The following is a 21,931-nucleotide window of genomic DNA, read 5'->3' as shown; positions in this document are numbered from 1 at the left end:
TTACGCCTCAGCACCTTCCCCTGATGCCTGACGACTCACCCCTAACTCCTTCTCCCGCCCCGCCTCAGCCGGAGCGCCCGCCGCTCTCCCTTCCTGACCCCAAGGAGTCCCCATGCCTGCCCTGCGACCCGATATCGATCCCGACGGCCTGCTCGAATACTCGGTGGTCTACACCGACCGCTCACTCAACCACATGTCCGCCGCCTTTCAGGAGGTGATGCGCGACCTCTCCACTGAACTGAAGGCGGTCTATCACGCCGACGCCGCAGCGATCATTCCGGGGTCGGGCACCTCCGCGATGGAAGCGGTGGTGGACCAGCTCGCGCCGGGCCAGCGCTGCCTGGTGATCCGCAACGGCTGGTTCAGCTACCGCTGGTCACAGATTTTCGAGATGAGCCGCGTGCCGGAAGAGGTGACCGTGCTGAAGGCCGAGGAGCAGGGTACGGGCCGCCACCTGCCCTTCGCGCCCTATCCCATCGAGGAGGCGGTGGCCGCCATCCGGCGCGAGCAACCCGCGCTGGTGTTCGCGCCGCACGTGGAAACGTCGGCGGGGCTCATTCTGCCGGAGGACTACATTCGCCAACTCGCGGAAGCGACGCACGAGGTCGGGGGGCTGCTGGTGATTGACGCCATCGCCTCCGGGGCCGTGTGGCTGGACATGCAGGCGCTGGGCATCGACATTCTGGTCACCGCGCCGCAGAAGGGCTGGAGCAGCACACCCTGCGCCGGGGTGGTGCTGCTGCGCGAGGCAGCCGTGGGGCGGGTGGAGGCGACCGACTCGGTGAGCTTCACCCTGGACCTGAAAAAGTGGCTGAGCATCATGCGGGCTTATGAGGGGGGCGGCTTCGCGTACCACGCCACCCTGCCAACGGACGGCCTGCGCCAGTTCCGGGACGCGGTGCTGGAGGTGAAGACGTTCGGGTTCGAGCGGGCGAAGGCGGCGCAGTGGGACCTCGGCGGGCGTGTCCGCCGGGTGCTGGAGGAGGCAGGGTTCGTCAGCGTGGCCGCCCCCGGCTACGAGGCTCCCGGCGTGGTGGTCTATTACACCGACGCGGACGCCATCCACACCGGCCAGGCCTTCGCGTGGGCGGGGGTGCAGATCGCCGCGGGCGTGCCGCTCCAGGTGGGCGAGCCGCAGGACTTCAAGACCTTCCGCGTCGGCCTGTTCGGCCTGGACAAGCTGGCGGACGTGGAGGGGACGGTGCGCCGCTTCGAGCAGGCTCTTCAGAAGGTGCTGGCGGAAACGGGAATCCCGTCGACCAGCCTAGAGCATTTGTCCGAATTCCGGTGTTGAAGTTGCCTTTCCTCCAACACCGGAATTCTCTGCTTCGCAGCTTTGCAAGTCCCACCGGGGGAGAGAGTCAAAAACAAACTCATCTTTACGACAACTGCTCTAGGCTGAGGTGGATGCCGCCCACCCTCCACCTCCACCTCCTCGTCGGCCTGCCCGGTTCCGGCAAGACCACGCTGGCGCAGCGGCTGGAACAGGAACACGCGGCGCTGCGCCTGACACCCGACGAGTGGATGCTGCCCCTCTTCGGCGCGGGCGAGTCGGGGAACAGGCGAGCCATTCTGGAACATGAGTTGCTGTGGGGGGTCGCGGCGCGTGCCCTGAGCCTCGGCTTGAGTGTGGTGCTGGATTACGGCCTGTGGTCGCGTGAGGAACGCGAGCTGTACCGCGAGCGGGCGAAGGCGCTGGGGGTACGGGCCGAACTGCACCTGCTGGACGTGCCGCCCGGGGAGTTGTGGCGGCGGCTGGAGGAACGCAACAGGCACCTTCCGCCCGGCACGTTCCCGGTCACCCGGGAAGAACTGGAGGAGTGGCTGGGCTGGTACGAACCGCCGACGGCAGACGAGCAGGCCCTTTACGCGAGCAGACGCTCACACAACCCCGGGAGCAGACGGTAGATGTTGACGCCACATTCCCGGTCAAACGCGGCCTTCAGCGCGAGTTTCGCCCGCCACTTCTCGGGCGTCCTCTCGTTCACGCTGTAGCGCAGGGCCACGTCCACGATCCGCTCCTGCACCGTGCAGAAGCCGTCCGCGAGCGCGAGCGTGTCGCACAGTTGCAGCAACCGGTCCTCGTCCGTCATGCGCGCGGCGGCCAACAGTTCGCCGAGACGCGCCCATTCGGCGGGGGTGCCGTCCCACTCGCCCTGCAACGTCGCGAGGTCCGGAATAACGAAGGAATGCGTCAGGGCGATGCGGGCCGCGTCCGGGTAACCCAGCGAGAGCAGAACGTCATGCCCGTCCAGAATGTGCCGGTCGCGGTTCGGCCCGGTTCGCCGCCCCAGGTCGTGCAGCAGGCCCAGCGTGTGGGCCCGCACCGGGTCGAGCGCCGGGTGCCGCTCCGCGATCAACCGGGCGGCCTGCGCCACGTTTCTGGAGTGGGCCACCCAGCCACCGGGGTTCAGCGCCTCCGCCTCCCGCAGCAGGCGTTCGGCGGTCGCGGGGTCAGGGAGGCCCGCAGTCATCCCCGGCTCCATTCCGCCGCCTGCCGCAGCGCATCCGACGCCGCGTCCACCTCGGCCCCGGTGGTGGCCCGCCCGAAGCTGAAGCGCAGGGTCGAACGGGCGTCCGCTTCGCTGAGGCCGATGGCGGTCAAAACGTGGCTGGGCTGCATCGTTCCGGCGGCGCAGGCGCTCCCCGCGCTGGCCGAAACCCCCAGCAGGTCGAGGTTCATCAGCAGCGCCTCGCCGTCCGCGCCGGGCAGGGTGACGGAGGCGACCTTGGGGCTGGCGTCAGGCGGATGGTTCACGCGCAGGCCGGGGATGGGGGCGACCCCTTGCAGAAAGCGTTCGCGGAGGCGGGTGAGGTGGGCGAACGTCTCCTCCCGCGCCGCCTCCGCGTGGGTCAGCGCCACGCCCGCCGCGTACACACCCGCCGTGTTCTGGGTGCCGGGGCGCAGGCCGCCCTCCTGCCCGCCCCCCAGCGTGACGGCGGGCAGGAGGGTCCCGCGTTTCACGTACAGGAAGCCCACCCCGCGCGGCCCGCCCCACTTGTGCGCGCTGAAGGTGGCAAACGTCACGCCCCAGCCGTTCAGGTCCAGGGGCAGCACGCCGGGTGCCTGCACCGCGTCGCTGTGGTAGGGAATGCCCCGGACGGCGGCGACAGCAGCCAGTGCAGCCGTGTCCTGCACCGTCCCAAGTTCGTTGTTCGCGTGGTGGATGGAGACGAGCGCCGTATCGTCCCGCAGCGCCTCCGCGAGTTGCCCGGGGTGGTACCGCCCCTGCGCGTCAGGCGGCAGGAGGGTCACCGCCCAGCCCTGCACGCCCAGCCAGCGCGCGGGCGCCAGCACGGCGGAATGCTCGGTGAGGGTGGTGACGAGGTGGCCGGGCCGCCCGTGCGTCTCCTCCCAGGCGTGGGCCACGCCCAACAGCACGTGGTTATCTCCCTCGGTGCCGCCGCCATTGGCGATCAGCGTGCGGGCATCCACCCGCAGGGCAGCGGCGACGCGGGCGCGGCCCTCCTCCAGCCGTTCGCGGGCGGCCTGGCCCGCCGAGTGGACGCTGGCCGGATTGCCGGGCAGCGCGGCGGCCTCCACGTAGGCGGCCAGCGCCTCGGGGGTCATGGGATGGGTAGCGGCGTAGTCGAGGTAGATCATGGCTGTGGGGTGTCGGAGGGGGGTGAAGCAGGTGACCCCCTTCAATTCGGCGGCACGCACGGGCAGGCGTGGGGTGGCCTTTTCCCACACGCCCTACGGCGTGACGGTCGCGTACTCGTTGCCGTTCTGCCGGATGACGAACAGCGCGTCGCCGCGCACCAGCACGTCGCCCTCGGCCACGGCTCCGGCGAGCTGGGCACTGTCGGTGGCGCCCTGAACCTCGCGTTCGCCGTCGGCGTCGCGCACCACGATGGTGTAGCTGCCCGCAGGCAGGTCGCCGGGAAATGCGTAGCGGAAGTGGACCGACCGCGAGGCCGCCTCGGGGGTCGTGGCCGCGCCGGAAGCCGGGGTGGCGGGGATGTCCTGGGGGGTGGTCGGGGGAGCCGTGGTCCCTTCGGGCGGGGTGGAAGGTGTGGCGGGCGCAGCGGGCGGCTCGGTCCCGCCTTGCCCGGCACCGCTCTGATCCGTCCCGTTCTGGTCGGCCGGGGCCTGCTCGTCGGAGGGCGTCTGGCCGGGCGGGGGCGGCGGGAGGGGGAGGCTGCCCGCCGGGCGGCTGGGCGCGCTGTAGCGGGCGGCCGCGACCGTCAGCGTGACGGGGCTGCCCACCGGCACCCGCACGTAGGGGGCGGGCTTCTGCTCCAGCACCGTGTTTTCCGGGGCGTCGCTGGGCTGCTGGACCACGCGGTTCACGACCAGCCCCGCGATACGGGCGTGCTCGCGGGCCGCCTCGAAGGTCAGCCCGGTCAGGTCCGCGATCCAGGTTTCCTTGCCGCGCACGCCGGTCGACACCATGAGCTGCACCGGTTGCCCACGCTGGAGGTTCGCGCCCGCTTCCGGCACCTGCGCGATCACGCGGCCTTCCGGGGTCTTGGTGAGGGTGCCGTCCGCCCGGATGATGTTCCCCAGGCTCAGCGCGCTGTCCCGCAAGGCGCCGCGGGCCTGATCCACCGTAAGTTCCTCCAGCTTGGGCACGGACAGAGAGGGCGGATTGTTGACCGTCAGGGTCACCAGGCGGCCCACCGGCAGGTTGGTGCCCGCCGCGGGGTCCTGGCGGATCACCGCCCCGATGGGGAGGCCGGTCGCGTCCCCCTTGGCATAGTCCACCTGGAAGCCCGCCGCCGTGAGTTTCTGCGCGGCCTGCGGCGCGGGCTGGCCGGTCACCGCCAGCACCTCGTGGATGGGGGGGTTCAGGTAGATCTGCGTGGCCTGCATCCCCAGGTAGACCGCGCCGCCCAGGAAGAACAGCCCCGGTACGAAGGTCAGCCACGCGCCCGGCCGCCGCTGGCGTCTCACGGGCACGCCCGTGAAGGGCGCGAGTGCCGCCGCGTTCAGGCGGGCGACCTCCTCGGGGGTACGGCCCTCGGGGGCGGGACGCAGGTAGGCCACCCGGACATCCCGGCCGTCCACCACCACGTCCGCGTCGGGGAGGGCGTAGCCGTGTTCGGCCAGCCGCGCGGCCAGGGCTTGCACCGCCCGGACGGTTTCTTCCTGCTTCTTGGGCTGCGCGGCGACCTCCGAGAGCGGCGTCCCGGCGACCGGCTGCCATACCGCGTAGTAGGCCCCGGGGCGCGCGACCACGTCGGTCAGGCCCGCCGGGCTGATCGCGCGCAGGACCGCCCGGTAGGCATGGAAGCCCTGCCGCGCGGGGGGTGAGGTGACATCGAACCACGCGACGCGGCGCGTCACGCCCTCGCCCGCGCGAACCTCGCTGAGGGTCACGTGCCCCTCGCGCGCGAGTTCCCGCACGACCTGGTATTTCCCGTCGATGACCGCCGCCTGACCCGTCATGCGCCGCCCAGCATAGCGCGGGAAGGGGAGGTGGGGTGTGGGCCGGAGATTGGAGGCAAGCTGAAGCTCCTGGCCTCCGCTGAAGCGCCCACACCCCTCACAGGCCCGCCAGCCGTGCCGCCCAGTACGCCGCGAAGCCTCCCAGGATGCCCAGGGCGAGGTTCCGGGTGCGCCAGATCAGCCCCGCCCCGACCGCGCAGCCGATGAGGCGGCGGGGCCACTCCGGGCTGCCCAGCACGTCCGGCACGATCAGGGCGGCAAAGACGCTGACGGGCACGAAGCGCAAAAAGGCCAGCCAGAAGGGCGGCAGCTTCAGGCGCCCCAGGCTGAGGCCCAGCAGGCGCGCCGGGTACGTGACCGCCCACATCAGCAGGATGACGGGAAGGACGCTCACGCCCGCTCCTTCCGCGTGACCAGCCAGGCCCCCAGCAGCGCCCCGCCCACCCCGGCGAGCAACACCACCAGTCCGCCCGGCAACACGCGCGCGAGGCCCCACGCCCCCAGCCCGGAGGCGAGCGCGACGAGCACCGCCTTGCGGTCAATGAGGAGCGGCACCAGCAGGCCCAGAAAGGCCAGCGGGAAAATCACGCCCACCCCCAGCGCGGCGGGGTCCGGCAGCACGCCGCCCGCCAGCGCCCCGGCGAACGTCGCCACGTTCCACACCGCGTACAGGCTGAGTTCCGCCCCCAGCAGGAAGCCGAAGGAGAGGCCGCCCGGCTCGCGGACCCCATTCACCACCGCCACGCCGTACGCCTCGTCGGTCAGGAACTGCGCCGCCAGCACGCGCTGCGGGCGGGTGAGGGGCACCTGCCGTGCCAGACTCAGGCCGTACAGCACGTGCCGCGCGTTCAGCAGAAAGGTGGTGGCGACGATGCCCCAGGCGGACGCACTCCCGGCAAACAGGCCCGCCGCCGCAAACTGGCTCGCCCCCGCAAAAACGGTGAGGCTCATCAGTTGCGTTTCCCGGACGCTCAACCCCGCCGCCCGCGCCGTAACCGCGTAGGCGACCGCGAAGGGAATCACGCCCAGCCACAGCGGCACCAGCGCCCGGAAGCCCCGCCAGAACGCGGGCCAGAAGGGGGTCACGCCTCCTCCCCCATCCACTCGGCCACCGGGGACACCGGGCGGGGCAGGGTGAGCAGCGTTCCAAAGGCGGCGGGCAGGTCATCCGGGGTGACCGTGCCCTCAAAAAGCCGCCCCAGCACCGGGTCCGTGTGCTGCCAGAGCCAGCGGGCGTAGGCGGCGTAGTCCTCACCGTCGCTGGACGCGGTGACGGACAGCTCCCGGGTGTGGAAGGCGGGCGGCAGACGCAACGTGCCCCAGTTGCCATCCGACAGCACACAGACCCGTCCACCGGGCCGCAGATGTTCCAGCAGTTCCGCGAAGCCGTCCGGGGAGGCGCTGCACTCGAAGCCCACGTCGAAGGCGTCTTGCGGCAGGCTGCCCGGGGACAGGGCCGACACCGCCCCGACTTCACGGGCCAGGGCGCGGCGCTCCGCTTCCGGCTCCAGCACGGTCACGTCACGCACGCCCCGGCGCGTCAGGTTGAACACCGTCAGCAGGCCCAGCAAGCCCGCCCCGGCCACCAGCACCCGCTCATCGGGCCGGGGCACGACCTTGCGAATGCCCTTCTGCGTCTCCTCGCCCAGAATCGCGGCGAGGGCCACCCGGTCGGGAATCCCGGCAGGAACGGGCAACACGCTGGAGGCCTGGTGAAGGCCCGCGCTCGCGTGCCCGAGCGTGGTCACCACCCGCGTGCCGGATGCGAGGGGCACGTCCTCCCCCACCGCCTCGACCACACCGAGCGTCTGATAGCCGAGCCTGCCGGGGTACGCCCAACCGGGCACCCGGCCCTCCACGGCTCCCAGTTCGGAGCCGACGCTCACGGCGCTCAACCGGGTTCGCACCCGCACCTCACCGGGCGCGGGTGGGGGCAGGGTCACTTCCTCCCAGGCGAACGTGCGTGGAGCAATCAGGAGCAGGCGGCGTGCCCGGAGCGGTTCAACCATTCGCCGCCCAGTCTAGCCCTGAAGGTGAGCCAGTCTGACTTTCGCGGCGCCGCGCCCGGCTAGACTGGGTTCAGGTCGAAGCCGTCCACCCAGCCGGGGCAGGGGCTTCGCACGGGCCGGATGTGGCCCGCATTCCTGAAGGCGCCGGGTGAAACGCAAATGCGCAGAGATGCGTGTCGAAACGCAACCGTCCTTGAGTTGCTCATAGATACCCTCTACGTCCGAAGCTGGACGTAGGTGTTTTTGAAATTCTTCAATCTTTTTTTGTCCATCACTTGCATTGACCTGAAAGCATAAGGAAGGTGTTTTTTTATGCGCGCCTGGATCGCGCTGTTCTCGGCCATTGCCTGTGAAGTCACGGGCACGCTGGCCCTCAAACTGTTTGGCTTGCAGACGCCCTGGCTGGCTGTCGCCGTCACGGGCAGTCTGATCGTTCTCTCGTACCTGCTGCTGTCCCTCGCCTTCCGCCGCATTCCCGTAGCGGTGGCCTTTGCCGTCTGGGAAGCCGTGGGCCTCGCCGCTGTCACGCTGCTGGGCGTGTGGCTGCTGGGCGATCACCTGACAAAGCTGCAACTGTTGGCGCTGGGCGGGCTGCTGCTGGGGGCGTGGCTGCTGCACGGCGGCACACGAGCGAGGAGTGAAGCATGACCGCCGCACTCGCCCTGCTGTGTCTGGCGGGCGCGGCCCTGCTGGACATCCTCGCCAACCTGCTGCTCAAGGCGTCCGATGGATTCCGCCGTCCGCTGCCGGGCCTGGCGGCACTCGCGCTGGTGCTGTGCGCCTTCGGCCTGCTGGGCCTGAGCCTGCGGGCCGTGCCGCTAAGCGTGGCCTACGCGGTGTGGGGGGGTCTGGGCATCGTCGGCGCGGCGCTGCTGAGCCGCCATCTGGAAGGCCTGCGCTTCACGCCCCGCGCCTGGGCGGGCCTGGCCCTGATTCTGGGCAGCGTGGCGGTGCTGCATCTGGCGGAAGGGGGGCAGCCCTGAGGGCTGAGAGCTTAGGACTGACGCGAAACTCTGGATTGGAATATCGGGGAGTTGAGAAAACGTGGCACTGGGACGCCGGGCCCATTCACCCCCTCTGCTTCGCAGCTTTGCAAGTCCCAGCCTCTCGCGGTGCGAGCCGTACCAGTCCCCCCTCAAGGGGGAGGAGAAAAAACAGCGTCCCACACGCTTTCTTCTTCCCAATCGCGTCAGTCCTAAGCTGATGGCTGACCGCCCTAAATTACCCGCCGCGCCGCCAGCGTCTCCCCCCGGCTGAGGCGGCGTTCCAGCAGGCGCACCAGCCGCGTCAGGGTAAAAGTCAGCAGGAAGTAGATCAGGGCCAGCACGGCGTAGACCTCGAACTGGCGGTAGGTGACGCCGGTGATGTACTTGCCCTGCGCGAAGAGTTCCTGCAAGGTGACGGCGCTGGCGAGGCTGCTGCCCAGGATCAGGCTGACGAACTCGTTGCCGAGGGCGGGCAGGGCCACCCGCCATGCCTGCGGCAGCACCACGTACCGCAGCGCCCCGGCCCGGCTGAGGCCCAGGCTGCGCGCCGCCTCGATCTGCCCGGTGGGGACACTGCTGAGGCCCCCGCGCACGATCTCGCTGGTGTACGCCGCCGAGTACAGGCCCAGCGCCAGCACCGCCGCCGGAAAGCTCGCCAGCGTGAGGCCCAGCGCGGGCAACCCGTAGTACACGACGCTCAGCAGCACGATCAGCGGAATGCCGCGCACCACCTCCACGTAGGCATTGCCAAACGGCCCCAGCAGGGGCAGGCGAAACACCCGCGCCACCCCCAGCGCCGTCCCCACCACCACCGACACGCCCAGCGCGCACAGGCTCACGGCCAGCGTGAGGCGCAGCCCGGCCAGCAGCAGCGCCGCGTACTCGCCCGTCAGGATGGTGCGGAAACCGGTCAGCAGGTCGGCCATGACGGGTCAGTCTAGTGCCCAAACAAGAGTGCCGAAAAAAAGGGCCGCCCAGTGGGGGCGGCGGGCAATCAGGCGGGGCGCGAGAGGCTTAAACCCAGTTCAGAGCAGTCAGGGACTGCCCCGATGACCATGCTCCCATAGAAACCGGAAGACGCTCCAGATCAGCGAGGCGAGGCCGATCAGCTCCTTCCACGGGGTCACCCGTTTCCGTTGCTTCCTGGCCTTCCTGCGGGTCTTGGGGCGCTTTCTGGTATGCTGTGTCTTGGGCATAGCATTACCGGGCCGGACGACCTCGCTACAGGGCGTCCGGCCACTTCCTTTCCTTGAGAGGTGAAGGTCGTGGGCTGACTTGACGCCCCAGCGTTCCCCGCTTGTCATGCTGCCCGCCCGTCACTGGGCGTCCCGAGTGTACTTCAGGCGAGAACGGGTCGAACTGTCTAACCGCCCAGAAACCCGGAGCAGGCGAGGTTCTGAGCGGTTAGACCATTGGACCTTTAGACAGTTCGACCCTCCCGCTTGCGGGAGTTCACTTCTGCACGATCCACTTGTTCAGCAGCTTCTGATATTCGCCGCTGGCCTTCAGCCGCGCCAGGGTGCGGTTCGCGGCGGCGGCGAGGTCGCTGCCCTTCTGGAAGGCCATACCGTAATCCTCCGCGACGAGGGGCTTTCCGGCCTGCTCGAACTGGCCGGGGAGGCGTTTTTTCAGGTCCGCCACGGTGGGCGCGTCCCCGATCAGGGCGGCGATGCGGCCCGCCCGTACGTCCGCGAGGCCCGCCGCGAAGTCGTCGTAGACCTTGATGGTGGCCCCCTTCGGCTTGAGGGTGTCATTCGCCGCGTACTGCCCGGTGGTGTTCGCCTGCACGCCGATCACCTTGCCTTTCACGTCGGCGGGCCAGGCGAACTTGCCGGGGTTACCGCCCCGCACAATGAAGACCTGCGCGCTGCGGTAGTACGGCTGGCTGAAGCTGACCACCTTCGCCCGCTCGGGCGTGATGGTGATGCCGCTCATCGCCATGTCCACCCGCCCCGACGTGACCGCCTGCGGCATCAGCGCGCCGAAGCCCACCGGACGCACCTCCAGCCGCACACCCAGGTCTTTGGCAACGGCGCGGGCAATGTCGATGTCGAAGCCCTGCACCTGCCCGCCCGGCCCCGCGAACTCGAAGGGCGCGAAGGTGGGGTCGGTGCCCAGCACCAGCACGCCCTTTTTCTTGACCTCCGCCACTGTCGCGGCGAGCGAAACCGAGGTGAGGAGCAGCGCGGACAGCACCAGCAGGGAACGCTTCATGCCTTCAGCATAGGCGCGGCCCCGCCGGAAGGTACGCTGACCTGCATGGACTGGCCCGCTCCCGAGGAGTTCGTTCACGGCGACCCCCTCCCGCCGCCGACCGCGTGGGAACGGCCCGGTTTGGTGATGTTCTTCAACCTGGAGTGTCCCGGTTGCGTCTCACGCGGGATTCCCTTTCTCAAGCGGCTGCACTCCGAATTCGGGGAACGGGTCAACCTGCTGGCCCTGCACACCAGCCGGGGCCACCGCCTGCTGCCGCGCGGGGACGTGGAGCCGACGCTGGTGAAGTTCGCGCGGGACTACGCGCGGCTCCCCTTCCCCGTCGCGCTGGACCTGTCCGGGGACCTCGCCCGATCGTGGGAGACGGAGGGCACGCCGCACTGGCTGGCCTTCGCACCGGGCGGCGAACTGCTGCGGAGCGTGTACGGGAGCCAGGAGAACGCGCAGATGCGGCTCCAGTATCTGCTGGAGGAGGTGGTGGGGAACGGCTAGCTCTCTGCACCCCTGGATGCTCGAAGCCCCATCCGTGAAGCTGCCGGAAGCGGCGGTCCTGGCCTTTCAGGCATCGCTGAATGCGGGAGATGTGGACCTGTTCCCGGAAGGCGTCCCCCGCTGGCTGTTTCTGGAGTGGCTGGCGCGCGAAGGCTGGCTGCTGCACGGCTCGGCGCGGGGTGACCTGACCGAGTTTGAACCGCGTACGCCGCACGACCTCAGCCCGGACGACTTCAGCAAGCAGCCGGGCGTATTTGCCGCCTCCGATGGGCTGTGGGCGATGATGTACGCCCTCCTCAACCGCCCGCGCGTACGCCGGATGCTCAACATGGCCCTTCAGGTGCAGGAACCGGACGGGGCCTGGTCCCCCATGCGCTACTTCCTGTCGCTCGCCCCGCGTGACCCAGCCGTGACGGACGGACGCAGGCTCCTCGCCCCCGGCTATGTGTACGTGCTGCCGCCGAATGGCTTCGAGCAGATGCCGCCATACGGCTGGCCCAGTCTGGGAACGGTGCGCGAACCACACTGGGTCAATCCGAATCCGGTACAGCCCGTCCTGCGTGTCCCCGTCACGCCCGCTGACTTTCCACTGCCCGTACGCGTGCATGATGCGGCGCAGGTGGACGCCCTCTCGCAAAGTGACCCCTGGGGTTTTCCGTGGCTGGAGGAGAAGGCAGAAGGCTAAAAGCCCTCGGCTCCCCGCCACCCGGTACCCTGCCCCCATGCCCGACCCCCACCTCCAGACCCTCCTCTCCCTGACCGCCGCCGACGCACTGGGCGCGGCGACCGAGTTCAAGACGCCTTCAGTGATCCGCGCCCGCTACGGCGAGAGCATTACCGACTACCAGCCGGGGAGCGTGTTCGGCTTCGCGCCCGGCGAGGGCACCGACGACAGCCAGATGACGGTGGCGACCCTGCTGGGCTACGGGCGAGGCGGGGGACTGGAGAGCGTCCTGGCTGCTCTGCGCGCGTGGCTGGAGACTGGACCTCCGGACGTGGGCGGCCTGACCCGCGCAGCTCTGAGGTCCAGCGCACTTGATGGCGGCGTGCGGGCCTGGGCCGAAAGCGGGTTTCAGAGTGCTGGAAACGGTGGCCTGATGCGAATTGCGGCGGTCTGGGTGGCCGGTTGCCGGGGGGAGGTCCTGGCCCGCGAATCGGCCACGGTCACGGCCCTCACGCACGCTGACCCACGCTGCGTCTATGCGAGCGTCTTCCTGACCGCGTTTCTGGAAGCCCTGCACGCCGGGCAGCCTTACCGGAACGCGGCAGAGGCGGCCCTGCGCGTGATGGACGGTCTGGACGCCCGCCGCGTCCTGCTGGATGCCGGAATCCTCGGCCTGACCACGCGGGCGGCGCACGACGCCTTCCGCGAACGGGAGCGCCAGGCCCGCGCCCAGGTGCGCGCCCGCGTCCGCGCCGGGCTGGAGGGGCAACTGACCTCCCAGAGCGGCTTCGTGCTGGACACGCTGGAGGCGGCGGTGGCCCACGCGGGGGCCGCAAACTGGCTGGCCTGCGTGGAACCCGCCGTGCTGCGCGGCGACGACAGTGACACGGTGGCCTGTGTGGTGGGGGCGATGGCCGGGGTGCGCGGGCTGGAAGTCCCCGCCCATCTCCTCCCGCCGCTGCGGCTGGGGCACAGTTGGCCGGGCTGGGAGCGTGAGTGGCCTTGCACCGGGCATTTTCCGGCCGTGGTGGCGGCGGCACGTGACCGGGACTGATCCGGCTTCTACCGCCAGGCTCAGGCCCCGCGCGGGCGGCTCATGCCTGCCAGGTCGCCCAGCAGGATGGCGGCGGCCTTTTCACCGCTTTCCACCGCGCCCTGGATGCTGCTCATGGAGGTGACCTCGGAGGCGAGGAGCACGCCGGGCAGGCCGGTGGCGTGGCCGGGGAGCGTGGCGGCGTACTCGGGCGGCTGCGGGTACTGCGCGTGGCGGATGCGCCAGATGCCCAGGGTCCGGAGGGTGTCCACGCCTGCGCCGTACCAGCGGCTCAGTTCGCCGCGCACGCGCGCGTCTAGCGCCGCGTCATCCAGGTCGGGCAGGCCCAGGACCGACACGGTCAGGAGGTGCTGCCCGGCAGGCACCCGCTCCGGCAGGACCTCGCTGAGCCACTGCGCGGTGTTGATCAGGCCGCCCTCCGCATTCAGCAGGAGGCGGGGCTGGTGGTCGAGCGCGCGGGGCGCGGCGTAGGAGAGAGAAGTGCTGTCCAGGCTGCCGCGCGCGACCGGTTCGCCTGTCAGGGCCTGCGCGGTGTGAGGGTCGGTGGCGACGATCACCGAGCGGGCGTCAAGGTCCCCGGCCGAGGTGACGGCGGTCACCGGGCCGCTGCCCGGCGTCTGGCCGTGCGGCAGCAGGCGCATGACGCGCACGCCGGTCTTCACGTCCACGTCGCGCGCGAGCTGGGCGGGAATCGCGGCCATGCCCGCGCGGGGCAGCGCCGCGCCGCCGTCCATCAGCATGCGGAAGACGTAGCGGAAGAGCCGCGCGCTGGTGTGCAGGTCACGCCGCAGAAAGATTCCCCCGAAGAAGGGGCGGAAGAAGTGGTCGAGCGCCGCCTCGCTGAACCCCTGACGGCGTAAATATGCCTCGGTGGTTTCATCCGGGCCGTTCAGCAGGGTGTGGGGAGCAGGCGCGCGCAGACTGGCCGCCAGCCGGGCCACCCGCAGCTTGTCGCCCAGCGTCAGCGCCCGGGCGGTCAGGGTGCCCGGCAGGCTGGCCGGGTCGCGGAGGGGGTCGCCCAGCACCTGCGCCCGCGTGCCCTGCCGCACCACGGCCGCGGACGGCACCGGCACCAGGTCCAGCGCGTTCAGGTCGAGCTGCCGCCTCACTGCCGGATAGGCCGGGAACAGCACCTGATACCCGTCGTCCAGCGTGAAGCCGTCCACCTCGCGCGTCGTCACGCGCCCGCCGATCTGCTCGGCCGCCTCCAGCACCCGCACGCGCCGCCCCGCCCGCGTCAGCACGCGCGCCGCCGTCAGGCCCGCCAGCCCCGCGCCCACCACCAGAACGTCCAGCATGGGCCGAGCCTAGCAGGCCAGGCGGTCAGGGGCCGCTCTGCCTGGCGAGGGTGTGCCCGCCGAGATCGGTCACGTCGAAGGCGTAGGCGTTCGGCTTCAGCGTGTGCCAGTTCACCCGCAGGTCCATGCACGAGTCGGGCAGCGTCACGAGCTGGATGGCCGGGTAGCGGCCGCCGTCCTGGCGCGTGGTTTCCAGAAACCGCGCCAGGTCGTTCGCGCAGTTCTGGGCGGCGGCCTGGCTGACGATGGCGCCGGTGTCGGAGCGGGCCGCCAGGGCTCTCACCTGGGCCTCCAGCGCCGTGACGCGGGCGGCCAGCCGGGCGTTCTCCGCGCGCGCTTCCCGGTCCTGGCAGCTGCTCAGCAGCCCGGCCAGCAGCAGGAGGGGGGGGGCGGCCCGCTTCATACGAGCAGGCTAACTCCTTCCTCTCCCCATCTCGCAGGGCGTGAGAGAACCCTCAAGGGCGGAGGCGCTCTCCTCTGTGCGGCGGGTTGGGAAGGTTGCTCTGGTGGGGCGGTGGCGTTGGAAGGCGTTCCCCCACCCCCCAGCCCCCTCCCCCCCGCCGGGGGCAGGGGGAGCTTTCCGCTGCGCTCGGCAAAGGGTGTCCCGTTAAGCGATGGAGGTGCTTGGGGCGGTAGCGGTTCCTGCCTGGAACGTATTGATCTCCACCTGGCGGCTGCGGGCCTGCGGCCCGAAAGCTCCTCTGCTAAGCCTGCCCAGTTGCAAGGTGGAACCTGGCCGTCCCCTCCAGAATTTTGAAAAGACAAAAGATTAGGGGGGCTTCGGTTTAGGACTTACGCGATTCAGAAGGAGAGAGCCTGTAGAGCAGCTTTTACTCCTCCCCCCTTGCGGGGGACTGGTACAGCTCGCACCGCGAGAGGTTGGGACTCGCAGAGCTGCTTGCAGAGGGGGGTGGACGGCGCCGCCGTCCCAGTGTGGGAAACCGAGATTTCTCTCTGCCGCCGAGAACCACGTTTCGCGGAAGTCCTAAAGACAGGGGAGCTTCCGCTTTGGGAGCGTCAGGGGATGTCGCGCCTCGTGACGCCCCACCCCCCTTTCAAAGAGGCTCTGAGCGGCGCCTCTCAGCGGTTGAGGACGCTGACCACTTCCACGTGGCTGGTCTGGGGGTAGAAGTCGTGCGGCGTGACTTCGCCCAGCTTCCAGCCGCGCCGCGTCAGGTCGCCCACGTCGCGTGCCCAGGTCGCGGGGTCGCAGCTCACGTACACCAGGCGGTCGGCGGTGCTGGCGTGGATGTGGTCGCGGGCGCCCTCATCCAGCCCGGCGCGGGGGGGATCGACCACGATCACGTCGGTGCCCAGCTCGCTGAAGCGGGCCGCGTCGCCGCTGCGGTAGGTGACGTTGCGCTCACCGCTGAGGGCCACCGCCTGCCGACCACGCGACAGGGCCTCCGCCGCCGTGTCGAGGACCGTGACCCGGTCGAAGTGGGGGGCGAGGTGGCGACCGATGGCGCCCGCACCGCCGTACAGGTCCACCGCGTGCAGCCCGCTCCCGGCCAGTTCCGCCGCGTGGAGGTACGCCAGGCCCGCCGCCTCCGGGTTCACCTGCGCGAAGCCGGTCGCGGTCACGCCCACCCGCACGCGCCCGAACTGCTCCTGAATCTCGGCCTCGCCCGCGATCAGGCGCACGCCCGCGCCGAAGCGTCTTCCGGCGGGCTGGGCCAGGCTCACGCCGACCACCCCGGCGTCGAGCAGGTGGTCGCTGGCGCGCAGGAAGTTCCTCGGCTCGCCCGCGCCGATCAGCGCCGCCACCACCTCGCCGGTCAGGCGGCTGGCGCGGAAGGCGACCTCCGTGGCGGGGTCGAGGTGCTGCGGGTCCAGGCGGTCCATCACGGCCTGAATCTGTTCCATCACCAGCGGGTCCTGGCCGACCACCAGCGGCTCGCGGCCCCGCCGTTCGCGGTAGGCCAGGCCCCGGGGCGTCACGAGGTACTGCGCCGTGTTGCGGTAGTGCCACTCGTGCGGGCTGGGTACCGTCCCGGCCACCGGATGCCGCAGCTTGGCAATGCGCGAGAGGGCCTCTTCCACGAAGCCGCGCTTGTAGACCAGTTGCGCGGGGTAGGCCGCGTGGGCAAGGTCCAGCGTGGGGAGGTCGGGGGCTTCCACCCGGTCGGGGCTCGCGCGCAGCACCTCCCGGGTCACGCCCTGGCGCACGCCGCGGCCCGGCCTGACCGCCGCCTCCACCCGCTCGCCCGGCAGCGCGCCGCGCACCAGCACCACGCCGGACTCATCCCGCGCGAGGCCCAGCCCTCCGGCGACGAGTTTCTCGATTTCCAGCGTGATCAGGGCTTCAGGCATACGGGGGACAGGGTAGCGCGGCGGGGACGGCCTGTTGGTGCGCGGGGGGGGACGCCGCACGCTGCCCTTGCCTGTGAATTAAAGTCAATCTCAAGGAGCCGCCTTGAACCGAAAATGGACCGTACCTGAAATGCTGGAGGGCTGGTGGTCCAGACCGCCGGTCCGGCTGCTGGTCTATGCGCTGCTGCTGGTGCTGCTGTACGTCCTGGCGCGGCGGCTGTCGAGCGTCCTGGTGATGGTCGCCGTGGCATACGGCCTGGCCTACCTCGCCAACCCCCTGCTGCGCTGGCTGGAGGCACGCGGGATCGGACGGGGCTGGGGCGTGCTGCTGCTGCTGGTGCTGGTCCTGGGCCTGGTGGCGCTGCTGTTCTGGCGGCTGGTGACCCAGGTCAGCAGTTTCGTGAACAGCCTGCCTGCCCTGGCGGACCAGCTCACCCAGCTTCTGAACGCCGCGCTGAGCCGTACCGATGGCGGGTCAATGATGGCCGACCTCCAGTACCGCCTGGCCCTCTACGTGCAGACCAAGGCGCACGAGATCACCCAGAACATCGGCCCGATTCTCGACCAGGTGCTGTTCTCCGGCCCCTCGCTGCTGGGGAGGCTGACCGGCATCCTGGGCTGGCTGGGGCAGGCGGGGCTGGTGCTGACACTGGCCCTGTACTTCGCCCTGGACTATGCCCGCTTCGGGCGCGGCGTCCTGAAGGTGTTCCCGCGGGACTGGCAGCCGACCCTGGCGCGCCTCTCGGAAGATGTCAGCGTCTCCTTTGGCCGCTCCATCCGGGGCCAGCTCCTGACGGGGCTGGGCGTGGGCATCCTCGCGGGGCTGGGGCTGCTGCTGCTCAAGGTGCCCAACCCGCTGGCGCTGGGCCTGCTGACCGCCGTGCTGTATCTGGTGCCCTACGTCGGCATGGTCCTGGCGACCATCCCCCCGCTGCTCCAGGCCATCCCGCAGGGCACCACCACCCTGGCGCTGGTGGCCGTCCTGTACTTCATCCTCAACCAGGTGGGCGGCAATGTCCTCGGCCCGATGGTGATGGGCCGCACCACCCACATCAACCCGGCCGCCCTGATGGTCGCGGTGCTGATCGGCCTGGGGCTGGCGGGTGTGTGGGGCGCGCTGCTTGCCACGCCGGTCGCCCTGCTGCTGCAACGCTGGGCCGTGCGCTACTGGCTGCCCAGCCGCGCCTATCAGGGCCGCACGGGACAGCGAGGGGGGCAGAACGGCCCGGAGGGGTGAGGAGAGGTCAGCCCCCTCCCGCCCTTTAGCCCCTGCCTACCCCTTCCGCTCCGCCAGAACCCCGGTACATCCGCCCCAGATCAGGTGCGCCGCGATCATCAGCGCGTTGCGGCGGGCGGGGTGTTCGGTGGCGGAACTCAGCAGGCCGGTCGCGGGCAGCAGGCCCAGGTAACTGCCCGTCCAGACGCCGAGGCCCAGGCCCATCCCCTTCAGGACGGGAGAGCCGGGCAGTTCGCGCAGGGGCGCGTACAGGGCACCCGTGGCCGCCCCGTAGGCGAAGTGGTTGAGGACAGTCGCCGCCTTGAGCACCGGCTCATTCTCGGCCACCGCGTCCAGTCCGGCCGCCTCCGCCGCATGTTCGGTGATCTGCTCAGGCGGCAGGGGATACCGCTCGCGCCGGGGCAGCAGGAAGTGTTGCGCCGCCAGCATCCAGACCGACATGGGCAGGGTGGCGGCGCAACCGGCGAGGGCGGATTTCAGGAAGGGATTCATGCCCGGATCATGGCTGGCGCGACGGTGAGAGAATCGCAGGTCCGGCGGGGAAGCGTTGAGACTCGGCACTTCGGCCGTTGCCATAACCCCCTGTCCCGGCGACGCATCTGGATCGACCGAAGGCGTCTCCCCGGAATGTAAAGGCCGCCTGCCAGGTCCTTTCATCTGCTATCAGCGCCGCGCCGCGACAGTGAAACCATGAAAAAGGCTCTGACCCTGCTGTGCGCCGTCCTGCTGCTGGCCGCCTGCGACAACAAGACCCAGACCGACAGCAGCACCAGCACGACCACCACCAAGACCTTCGATTCCACCGGCCAGCAACAGGGCACGACCACCACGACCACGACCCAGCAGGACAACCACTAAGGCGGCCAGAGAGCAGGCCCGCCACATCGCCGAAGAAGGCGAGCGTGGCGGGCCTGTTCACGTTGCCCCGGGGGCGGGCACTCCTCAGCCTTCCTCGTACTCCAGGTACGTGTAGCCCAGCAACTCCTCGCCGTAGTCCTCCAGCAGCTCGTTTTCCTGCTCGGTGGTCAGGGTGCCCGCCTCCAGGGCCTCGTCGGCCTGGTCCTCGATGGAGTCGCGCAGCATGGGTTCCTCGTAGCCCATCGACTCGATCATGCGGCGGGCCTTCTGGCCGCGCACGAAGAGGTCAATGTGGAACTTGCCGCCGGGGCGGATGGTCACGTGCGCCTCGCTGACCTTGCCGAAGAGGTTGTGGGCGCTGCCCAGCACGTCCTGATACGCGCCCATCAGGAACGCCCCCAGGTAATAGGGCCGGTTGCCGGGTTCGTGCAGCGGCAGCGTGGCCTTCACGTCGCGCAGGTCGATGAACTTCTCGATCTTGCCGTCCGAGTCGCAGGTGATGTCCACCAGCGTGCCCTGGCGGGTGGGGCGCTCATTGAGGCGGTCGAGCGGCACAATCGGAAAGAGCGCCTGAATCGCCCAGTTGTCCGGCAGGCTCTGGAACAGCGAGAAGTTGCAGATGTACTTGTCGGCCAGGACTTTCTGGAGGTCTTCCAGCTCGTCGGGCACGTACTTCTCGCCCTGGATCAGCTTGGCGATCTTGCGGAGGATCGCGTTGAAGAGCGCCTCGCCGCGCGCGCGGTCGTTCAGGGTGACGTAGCCCAGGTCGAAGAGGTTGTGCAGCGTCTGCTTGTCGCCCACCGCGTCGTTGTACATCTCGCGGTAGTTGCGGGCGCTGATGTTGACCAGGATTTCTTCCAGGTCCTTGACGATCTGGTGGCTGTCCTCGTTCGGCGCGGCCAGTTCTTCGAGGTCGCGGGTGGGGCCGGTCACGTCCACCACTGGCATCACCAGCACGGCGTGGTGGGCGGTCAGCGCGCGGCCCGACTCGGAGACGATGGTAGGTTCGGGCACCTCGCGCGCCTTGCAGACCTCCTGCACGGTGTACACCACGTCGGCGGCGTACTCGCCCACGGTGTAGTTCATGGAGGCGTAGAAGGTGGTCTTGGAGCCGTCGTAGTCCACGCCCAGGCCGCCGCCCACGTTGAGGTACTTGAGCTGCGCGCCCGCCGCGATCAGGCCCGCGTAGGTCTGGGTGGCCTCGCGCACCGCCACCTTGATGCGGCGGATGTCGGTGATCTGCGAGCCGATGTGGGTGTGCAGCATCACCAGCGAGTCGAGCATGTTCTCCTCGCGCAGCCGCTCCACCACGCGCAGGAGTTCGTAGGCGTTCAGCCCGAACTTGGCCTGGTCGCCGCCGGATTCCTCCCACTGGCCGGAGCCGCGCGCATGCAGCTTGAAGCGCACGCCGATGGCGGGCTTCACGCCCAGCGCGCGGGCCTGCTTGAGGATGCGGTCCAGCTCGCTGTACTTCTCGATGGTGATGACCACGTTCTTGCCGAGGGTCCGGCCCCACAGCGCGAGCTTGATGAAGCCGTCGTCCTTGAAGCCGTTGCAGCACAGCAGGGCATTGGGGTTGAGTTTCTGCGCCAGGCACAGCGCGAGTTCGGCCTTGCTCCCGGCCTCCAGCCCGTGCGCGTACTCGTACCCGGCGGCGGCGATGGTTTCGACCACCACCCGGCGCTGGTTGACCTTGATCGGAAACACGCCCTGGTAATGCCCGTTGTACCCATATTCGGCAATGGCATTGCGGAAAGCCTCGTTCAGATGTTTGACGCGGCCCGCGATCACCTGCGGAAAACGCAGGATCACCGGCAAGCTCTCGCCGCGCTCCACGATCTCGTCGATCATCGGGCGCAGCGGGGCGTGCAGGCCGGGCGCGGGGGTCACTTCGACCTGACCCTTGTCGTTCACACGAAACCAGCCGCCGCTCCAGTTGGGCACCTGGTACAGTTCGGCGGCGTCAGCAACAGAAAAAGAGGGTGAAGTCGTCAATTCAGGCGTCCTCCATGGGTAAGGTAGGCTCGCCGTGCGCGGGGCCTTGAGGGTGCCTGCCTTGCGGAAGCCGCTCACGGACGCCGTGCGAAACCGCCGCGCATGATACGGCAAGGCGCGGCGGAGGGTGGGGGCATGGATGGCAATTGAGCGACCAGCTTCCATCGACCAGCAAAGAATGTTCTGGCTGGCGGCTGGCCGCTTAAAAACAAAAAGAGCGAGGCTCTTCACCTCGCTCCCCTCTCTGGCGGTCCGGACGGGATTTGAACCCGCGACCTACTGCGTGACAGGCAGTTATGCTAACCGCTACACTACCGGACCAGAACTACCGGACCAACACTGGCGGAGGCCAGCGGACAGAAGATTAAAGGGCCGGGCGCAGGAAGTCAAGCCGCGCTACCCTGAGCGGCATGACAGGGCAGCGGGAAACGGGGCAGGCCGGACGGGTCATCTTCATGCGCGGGGGGTTGCCGGAGAGCATCCACATGGTTCACGTCGCGGTGGTGGACGGGGGCGGGCAGCAGGTGGCGTCCTGTGGGGACGCGGACCTCGTGACCTTCCCGCGCAGCAGCAGCAAGCCGGTGCAGGCGCTCCCGCTGGCCCTGGCCGCGCCGGAGTTGCCGGGGGATGAACTCGCCATCGCATGTGCCAGCCACGCGGGGACGCCCGAGCATCTGGCGGTGGTGGAGCGGTTGCTGGCGCGTTCGGGCAGTACGGCCGCCGACCTGCGCTGCGGCACGCATCCGCCTTTCGACCCTGCGGCGGCGGCCGACCTGATCCGCCACAACGAGGCTCCCACGCCGCTGCATCACAACTGCTCGGGGAAGCACGCCGGGATGCTGCTCGCCTGCGTCCTGAACGGCTGGCCGCGCGAGGGGTACACGGAACACGCCCATCCGCTCCAGGTCTGCATCCGGGAACTGCACGCGGAACTGGGCAGCGTGACGCTGAACCATGTTCACGCGGGCACCGACGGATGCAGTGTGCCCGCCTTCGCCCTGCCGCTGCATGGCATGGCCCGCCTCTTCGCGCGGTTGGCGGCCCCCTCCGGACCCCTCGCCCCGGCGCTGGAGCGGGTGTTTCAGGCGATGACCACCCATCCCTTCCTGGTCGCCGGACCCGGACGGCTGGACACCACCCTGATGCCGCTGGTTCCCGGCCTCGCGGCCAAGATGGGCGCGGAAGCCTTTTACGGCATGGCCCTGCGCGAGACACCCCACGGCCCGCTGGGCATCGCGTTCAAGGTGCAGGACGGCGGCGAGCGGGCGCGGCCCCACGTCGCCCTCGCCGTGCTGGGGGCGCTGGGCTTGCCCGTCACGGAGGAGACGCGCGCCCTCGCCCCCGCCACGCTGCACAACTGGGCGGGTCGGGAGGTGGGGACGGTGGAGGTGGAGGTGCCGCTGAAGTGGGCCTGAGGGG

General features: G+C 69.8%; 23 protein-coding genes and 1 tRNA gene. 10 read left to right on the top strand and 14 right to left on the bottom strand.

The annotated features are described in order from the left end of the window. Positions 1-112: 112 nt before the first annotated feature. Both E5F05_RS08295 and E5F05_RS08290 read left to right on the top strand, forming a co-directional pair. A complete protein-coding gene (locus E5F05_RS08295; protein ID WP_129118164.1) occupies positions 113-1,294 on the top strand; it encodes an aminotransferase class V-fold PLP-dependent enzyme in 1,182 nt (393 codons plus the stop codon). A gap of 113 nt (positions 1,295-1,407) precedes the next feature. Continuing rightward, positions 1,408-1,908, top strand: a complete 501-nt coding sequence (locus E5F05_RS08290; RefSeq protein WP_129118163.1) for a P-loop nucleotide/nucleoside kinase family protein — start codon at positions 1,408-1,410, stop codon at positions 1,906-1,908. Here E5F05_RS08290 and E5F05_RS08285 read toward each other — a convergent pair. The 6 genes from E5F05_RS08285 to E5F05_RS08260 form a co-directional block, all read right to left on the bottom strand. Further along, positions 1,866-2,474 carry an HD domain-containing protein gene (locus E5F05_RS08285; RefSeq protein ID WP_241687089.1) on the bottom strand — a complete coding sequence of 203 codons (609 nt, stop codon included), beginning with the start codon at positions 2,472-2,474 and terminating at the stop codon, positions 1,866-1,868. The genes E5F05_RS08290 and E5F05_RS08285 overlap by 43 nt on opposite strands. Beyond that, complete coding sequence (locus E5F05_RS08280) at positions 2,471-3,604, bottom strand: cysteine desulfurase family protein (RefSeq protein WP_129118161.1); 1,134 nt, start codon at positions 3,602-3,604, stop codon at positions 2,471-2,473. The genes E5F05_RS08285 and E5F05_RS08280 overlap by 4 nt, the downstream gene beginning before the upstream one ends. Before the next feature lie 93 nt (positions 3,605-3,697). Further along, a complete protein-coding gene (locus E5F05_RS08275; protein WP_129118160.1) occupies positions 3,698-5,392 on the bottom strand; it encodes a PASTA domain-containing protein in 1,695 nt (564 codons plus the stop codon). 97 nt (positions 5,393-5,489) lie between these two features. Further along, on the bottom strand, positions 5,490-5,786 hold the full coding sequence (locus E5F05_RS08270) for an AzlD domain-containing protein (RefSeq protein WP_129118159.1): 297 nt from the start codon (positions 5,784-5,786) through the stop codon (positions 5,490-5,492). Next, positions 5,783-6,478 (bottom strand): AzlC family ABC transporter permease, encoded by a 696-nt coding sequence (locus tag E5F05_RS08265; RefSeq protein ID WP_129118158.1) that lies wholly within the window; start codon positions 6,476-6,478, stop codon positions 5,783-5,785. Before E5F05_RS08265 ends, E5F05_RS08270 begins: the two co-directional genes overlap by 4 nt. Beyond that, positions 6,475-7,401, bottom strand: coding sequence for a zinc-dependent alcohol dehydrogenase (locus tag E5F05_RS08260; RefSeq protein ID WP_129118157.1), 927 nt, complete (start codon positions 7,399-7,401; stop codon positions 6,475-6,477). Before E5F05_RS08260 ends, E5F05_RS08265 begins: the two co-directional genes overlap by 4 nt. A gap of 312 nt (positions 7,402-7,713) precedes the next feature. On the opposite strand from E5F05_RS08260, the gene E5F05_RS08255 reads away from it, so the two are divergent. Both E5F05_RS08255 and E5F05_RS08250 read left to right on the top strand, forming a co-directional pair. Continuing rightward, on the top strand, positions 7,714-8,049 hold the full coding sequence (locus E5F05_RS08255) for a DMT family transporter (RefSeq protein WP_129118156.1): 336 nt from the start codon (positions 7,714-7,716) through the stop codon (positions 8,047-8,049). After that, positions 8,046-8,384 (top strand): DMT family transporter, encoded by a 339-nt coding sequence (locus E5F05_RS08250; protein WP_129118155.1) that lies wholly within the window; start codon positions 8,046-8,048, stop codon positions 8,382-8,384. The genes E5F05_RS08255 and E5F05_RS08250 overlap by 4 nt, the downstream gene beginning before the upstream one ends. A gap of 233 nt (positions 8,385-8,617) precedes the next feature. Here E5F05_RS08250 and E5F05_RS08245 read toward each other — a convergent pair whose 3' ends face one another. Together E5F05_RS08245 and E5F05_RS08240 are read right to left on the bottom strand one after the other, a co-directional pair. Then, positions 8,618-9,313, bottom strand: coding sequence for an amino acid ABC transporter permease (locus tag E5F05_RS08245; protein ID WP_129118154.1), 696 nt, complete (start codon positions 9,311-9,313; stop codon positions 8,618-8,620). Positions 9,314-9,839: 526 nt separating this feature from the next. After that, positions 9,840-10,601, bottom strand: coding sequence for an ABC transporter substrate-binding protein (locus E5F05_RS08240; RefSeq protein WP_129118153.1), 762 nt, complete (start codon positions 10,599-10,601; stop codon positions 9,840-9,842). A gap of 45 nt (positions 10,602-10,646) precedes the next feature. Here E5F05_RS08240 and E5F05_RS08235 point away from each other — a divergent pair, with 45 nt between their 5' ends. The 3 genes from E5F05_RS08235 to E5F05_RS08225 are packed head-to-tail and all read left to right on the top strand — an operon-like array spanning position 10,647 to position 12,811. Further along, a complete protein-coding gene (locus tag E5F05_RS08235) occupies positions 10,647-11,093 on the top strand; it encodes a peroxiredoxin family protein (RefSeq protein ID WP_129118152.1) in 447 nt (148 codons plus the stop codon). Between the two features lie 34 nt (positions 11,094-11,127). Then, entirely contained in the window at positions 11,128-11,778 is a 651-nt protein-coding gene (locus tag E5F05_RS08230; protein ID WP_241687088.1) for a hypothetical protein, read from the top strand. A 37-nt stretch (positions 11,779-11,815) separates the two neighbouring features. After that, positions 11,816-12,811 carry an ADP-ribosylglycohydrolase family protein gene (locus E5F05_RS08225; protein ID WP_129118150.1) on the top strand — a complete coding sequence of 332 codons (996 nt, stop codon included), beginning with the start codon at positions 11,816-11,818 and terminating at the stop codon, positions 12,809-12,811. A gap of 20 nt (positions 12,812-12,831) precedes the next feature. Here the strand turns inward: E5F05_RS08225 and E5F05_RS08220 are convergent, their stop codons facing one another. The 3 genes from E5F05_RS08220 to E5F05_RS08210 form a co-directional block, all read right to left on the bottom strand. Next, positions 12,832-14,109, bottom strand: a complete 1,278-nt coding sequence (locus tag E5F05_RS08220; protein ID WP_129118149.1) for an NAD(P)/FAD-dependent oxidoreductase — start codon at positions 14,107-14,109, stop codon at positions 12,832-12,834. A 25-nt stretch (positions 14,110-14,134) separates the two neighbouring features. Continuing rightward, positions 14,135-14,512, bottom strand: a complete 378-nt coding sequence (locus E5F05_RS08215) for a hypothetical protein (RefSeq protein ID WP_129118148.1) — start codon at positions 14,510-14,512, stop codon at positions 14,135-14,137. Between the two features lie 677 nt (positions 14,513-15,189). Continuing rightward, positions 15,190-16,422 (bottom strand): class I SAM-dependent RNA methyltransferase, encoded by a 1,233-nt coding sequence (locus tag E5F05_RS08210; protein ID WP_129118147.1) that lies wholly within the window; start codon positions 16,420-16,422, stop codon positions 15,190-15,192. Between the two features lie 103 nt (positions 16,423-16,525). On the opposite strand from E5F05_RS08210, the gene E5F05_RS08205 reads away from it, so the two are divergent. Further along, the gene (locus E5F05_RS08205; protein ID WP_129118146.1) at positions 16,526-17,659 is read left to right on the top strand and encodes an AI-2E family transporter; all 1,134 of its coding nucleotides are present in this window, start codon (positions 16,526-16,528) and stop codon (positions 17,657-17,659) included. A gap of 36 nt (positions 17,660-17,695) precedes the next feature. Here E5F05_RS08205 and E5F05_RS08200 read toward each other — a convergent pair whose 3' ends face one another. Further along, entirely contained in the window at positions 17,696-18,151 is a 456-nt protein-coding gene (locus E5F05_RS08200; protein ID WP_129118145.1) for a DUF1440 domain-containing protein, read from the bottom strand. A 198-nt stretch (positions 18,152-18,349) separates the two neighbouring features. Here E5F05_RS08200 and E5F05_RS21300 point away from each other — a divergent pair, with 198 nt between their 5' ends. Further along, positions 18,350-18,517 carry a hypothetical protein gene (locus tag E5F05_RS21300; protein ID WP_164973398.1) on the top strand — a complete coding sequence of 56 codons (168 nt, stop codon included), beginning with the start codon at positions 18,350-18,352 and terminating at the stop codon, positions 18,515-18,517. A gap of 84 nt (positions 18,518-18,601) precedes the next feature. Here E5F05_RS21300 and speA read toward each other — a convergent pair whose 3' ends face one another. Together speA and E5F05_RS08190 are read right to left on the bottom strand one after the other, a co-directional pair. Continuing rightward, positions 18,602-20,512 (bottom strand): biosynthetic arginine decarboxylase, encoded by a 1,911-nt coding sequence (speA, locus tag E5F05_RS08195; protein WP_164973397.1) that lies wholly within the window; start codon positions 20,510-20,512, stop codon positions 18,602-18,604. Positions 20,513-20,757: 245 nt separating this feature from the next. Further along, a tRNA-Asp gene (locus E5F05_RS08190) sits at positions 20,758-20,833 on the bottom strand. Positions 20,834-20,922: 89 nt separating this feature from the next. Between E5F05_RS08190 and E5F05_RS08185 the strand changes: the two genes are divergently transcribed. Beyond that, entirely contained in the window at positions 20,923-21,927 is a 1,005-nt protein-coding gene (locus E5F05_RS08185) for an asparaginase (protein WP_129118144.1), read from the top strand. Positions 21,928-21,931 lie beyond the last annotated feature (4 nt).

It is taken from the genome of Deinococcus metallilatus, assembly GCF_004758605.1.
In the GTDB taxonomy this organism is placed as follows: domain Bacteria; phylum Deinococcota; class Deinococci; order Deinococcales; family Deinococcaceae; genus Deinococcus; species Deinococcus metallilatus.
This window is presented reverse-complemented; position numbering and strand designations above follow the sequence as displayed.

What these genes read in the sequence shown, in the direction of transcription:
- E5F05_RS08295 (WP_129118164.1), top strand. Translation starts at nt 113, where the DNA reads ATGCCTGCCCTGCGACCCGATATCGATCCCGACGGCCTGCTCGAATAC.
- E5F05_RS08290 (WP_129118163.1), top strand. Translation starts at nt 1,408, where the DNA reads ATGCCGCCCACCCTCCACCTCCACCTCCTCGTCGGCCTGCCCGGTTCC.
- E5F05_RS08285 (WP_241687089.1), bottom strand. Translation starts at nt 2,474, where the DNA reads ATGACTGCGGGCCTCCCTGACCCCGCGACCGCCGAACGCCTGCTGCGG.
- E5F05_RS08280 (WP_129118161.1), bottom strand. Translation starts at nt 3,604, where the DNA reads ATGATCTACCTCGACTACGCCGCTACCCATCCCATGACCCCCGAGGCG.
- E5F05_RS08275 (WP_129118160.1), bottom strand. Translation starts at nt 5,392, where the DNA reads ATGACGGGTCAGGCGGCGGTCATCGACGGGAAATACCAGGTCGTGCGG.
- E5F05_RS08260 (WP_129118157.1), bottom strand. Translation starts at nt 7,401, where the DNA reads ATGGTTGAACCGCTCCGGGCACGCCGCCTGCTCCTGATTGCTCCACGC.
- E5F05_RS08255 (WP_129118156.1), top strand. Translation starts at nt 7,714, where the DNA reads ATGCGCGCCTGGATCGCGCTGTTCTCGGCCATTGCCTGTGAAGTCACG.
- E5F05_RS08250 (WP_129118155.1), top strand. Translation starts at nt 8,046, where the DNA reads ATGACCGCCGCACTCGCCCTGCTGTGTCTGGCGGGCGCGGCCCTGCTG.
- E5F05_RS08245 (WP_129118154.1), bottom strand. Translation starts at nt 9,313, where the DNA reads ATGGCCGACCTGCTGACCGGTTTCCGCACCATCCTGACGGGCGAGTAC.
- E5F05_RS08240 (WP_129118153.1), bottom strand. Translation starts at nt 10,601, where the DNA reads ATGAAGCGTTCCCTGCTGGTGCTGTCCGCGCTGCTCCTCACCTCGGTT.
- E5F05_RS08235 (WP_129118152.1), top strand. Translation starts at nt 10,647, where the DNA reads ATGGACTGGCCCGCTCCCGAGGAGTTCGTTCACGGCGACCCCCTCCCG.
- E5F05_RS08225 (WP_129118150.1), top strand. Translation starts at nt 11,816, where the DNA reads ATGCCCGACCCCCACCTCCAGACCCTCCTCTCCCTGACCGCCGCCGAC.
- E5F05_RS08220 (WP_129118149.1), bottom strand. Translation starts at nt 14,109, where the DNA reads ATGCTGGACGTTCTGGTGGTGGGCGCGGGGCTGGCGGGCCTGACGGCG.
- E5F05_RS08215 (WP_129118148.1), bottom strand. Translation starts at nt 14,512, where the DNA reads ATGAAGCGGGCCGCCCCCCCCCTCCTGCTGCTGGCCGGGCTGCTGAGC.
- E5F05_RS08210 (WP_129118147.1), bottom strand. Translation starts at nt 16,422, where the DNA reads ATGCCTGAAGCCCTGATCACGCTGGAAATCGAGAAACTCGTCGCCGGA.
- E5F05_RS08200 (WP_129118145.1), bottom strand. Translation starts at nt 18,151, where the DNA reads ATGAATCCCTTCCTGAAATCCGCCCTCGCCGGTTGCGCCGCCACCCTG.
- E5F05_RS21300 (WP_164973398.1), top strand. Translation starts at nt 18,350, where the DNA reads ATGAAAAAGGCTCTGACCCTGCTGTGCGCCGTCCTGCTGCTGGCCGCC.
- E5F05_RS08185 (WP_129118144.1), top strand. Translation starts at nt 20,923, where the DNA reads ATGACAGGGCAGCGGGAAACGGGGCAGGCCGGACGGGTCATCTTCATG.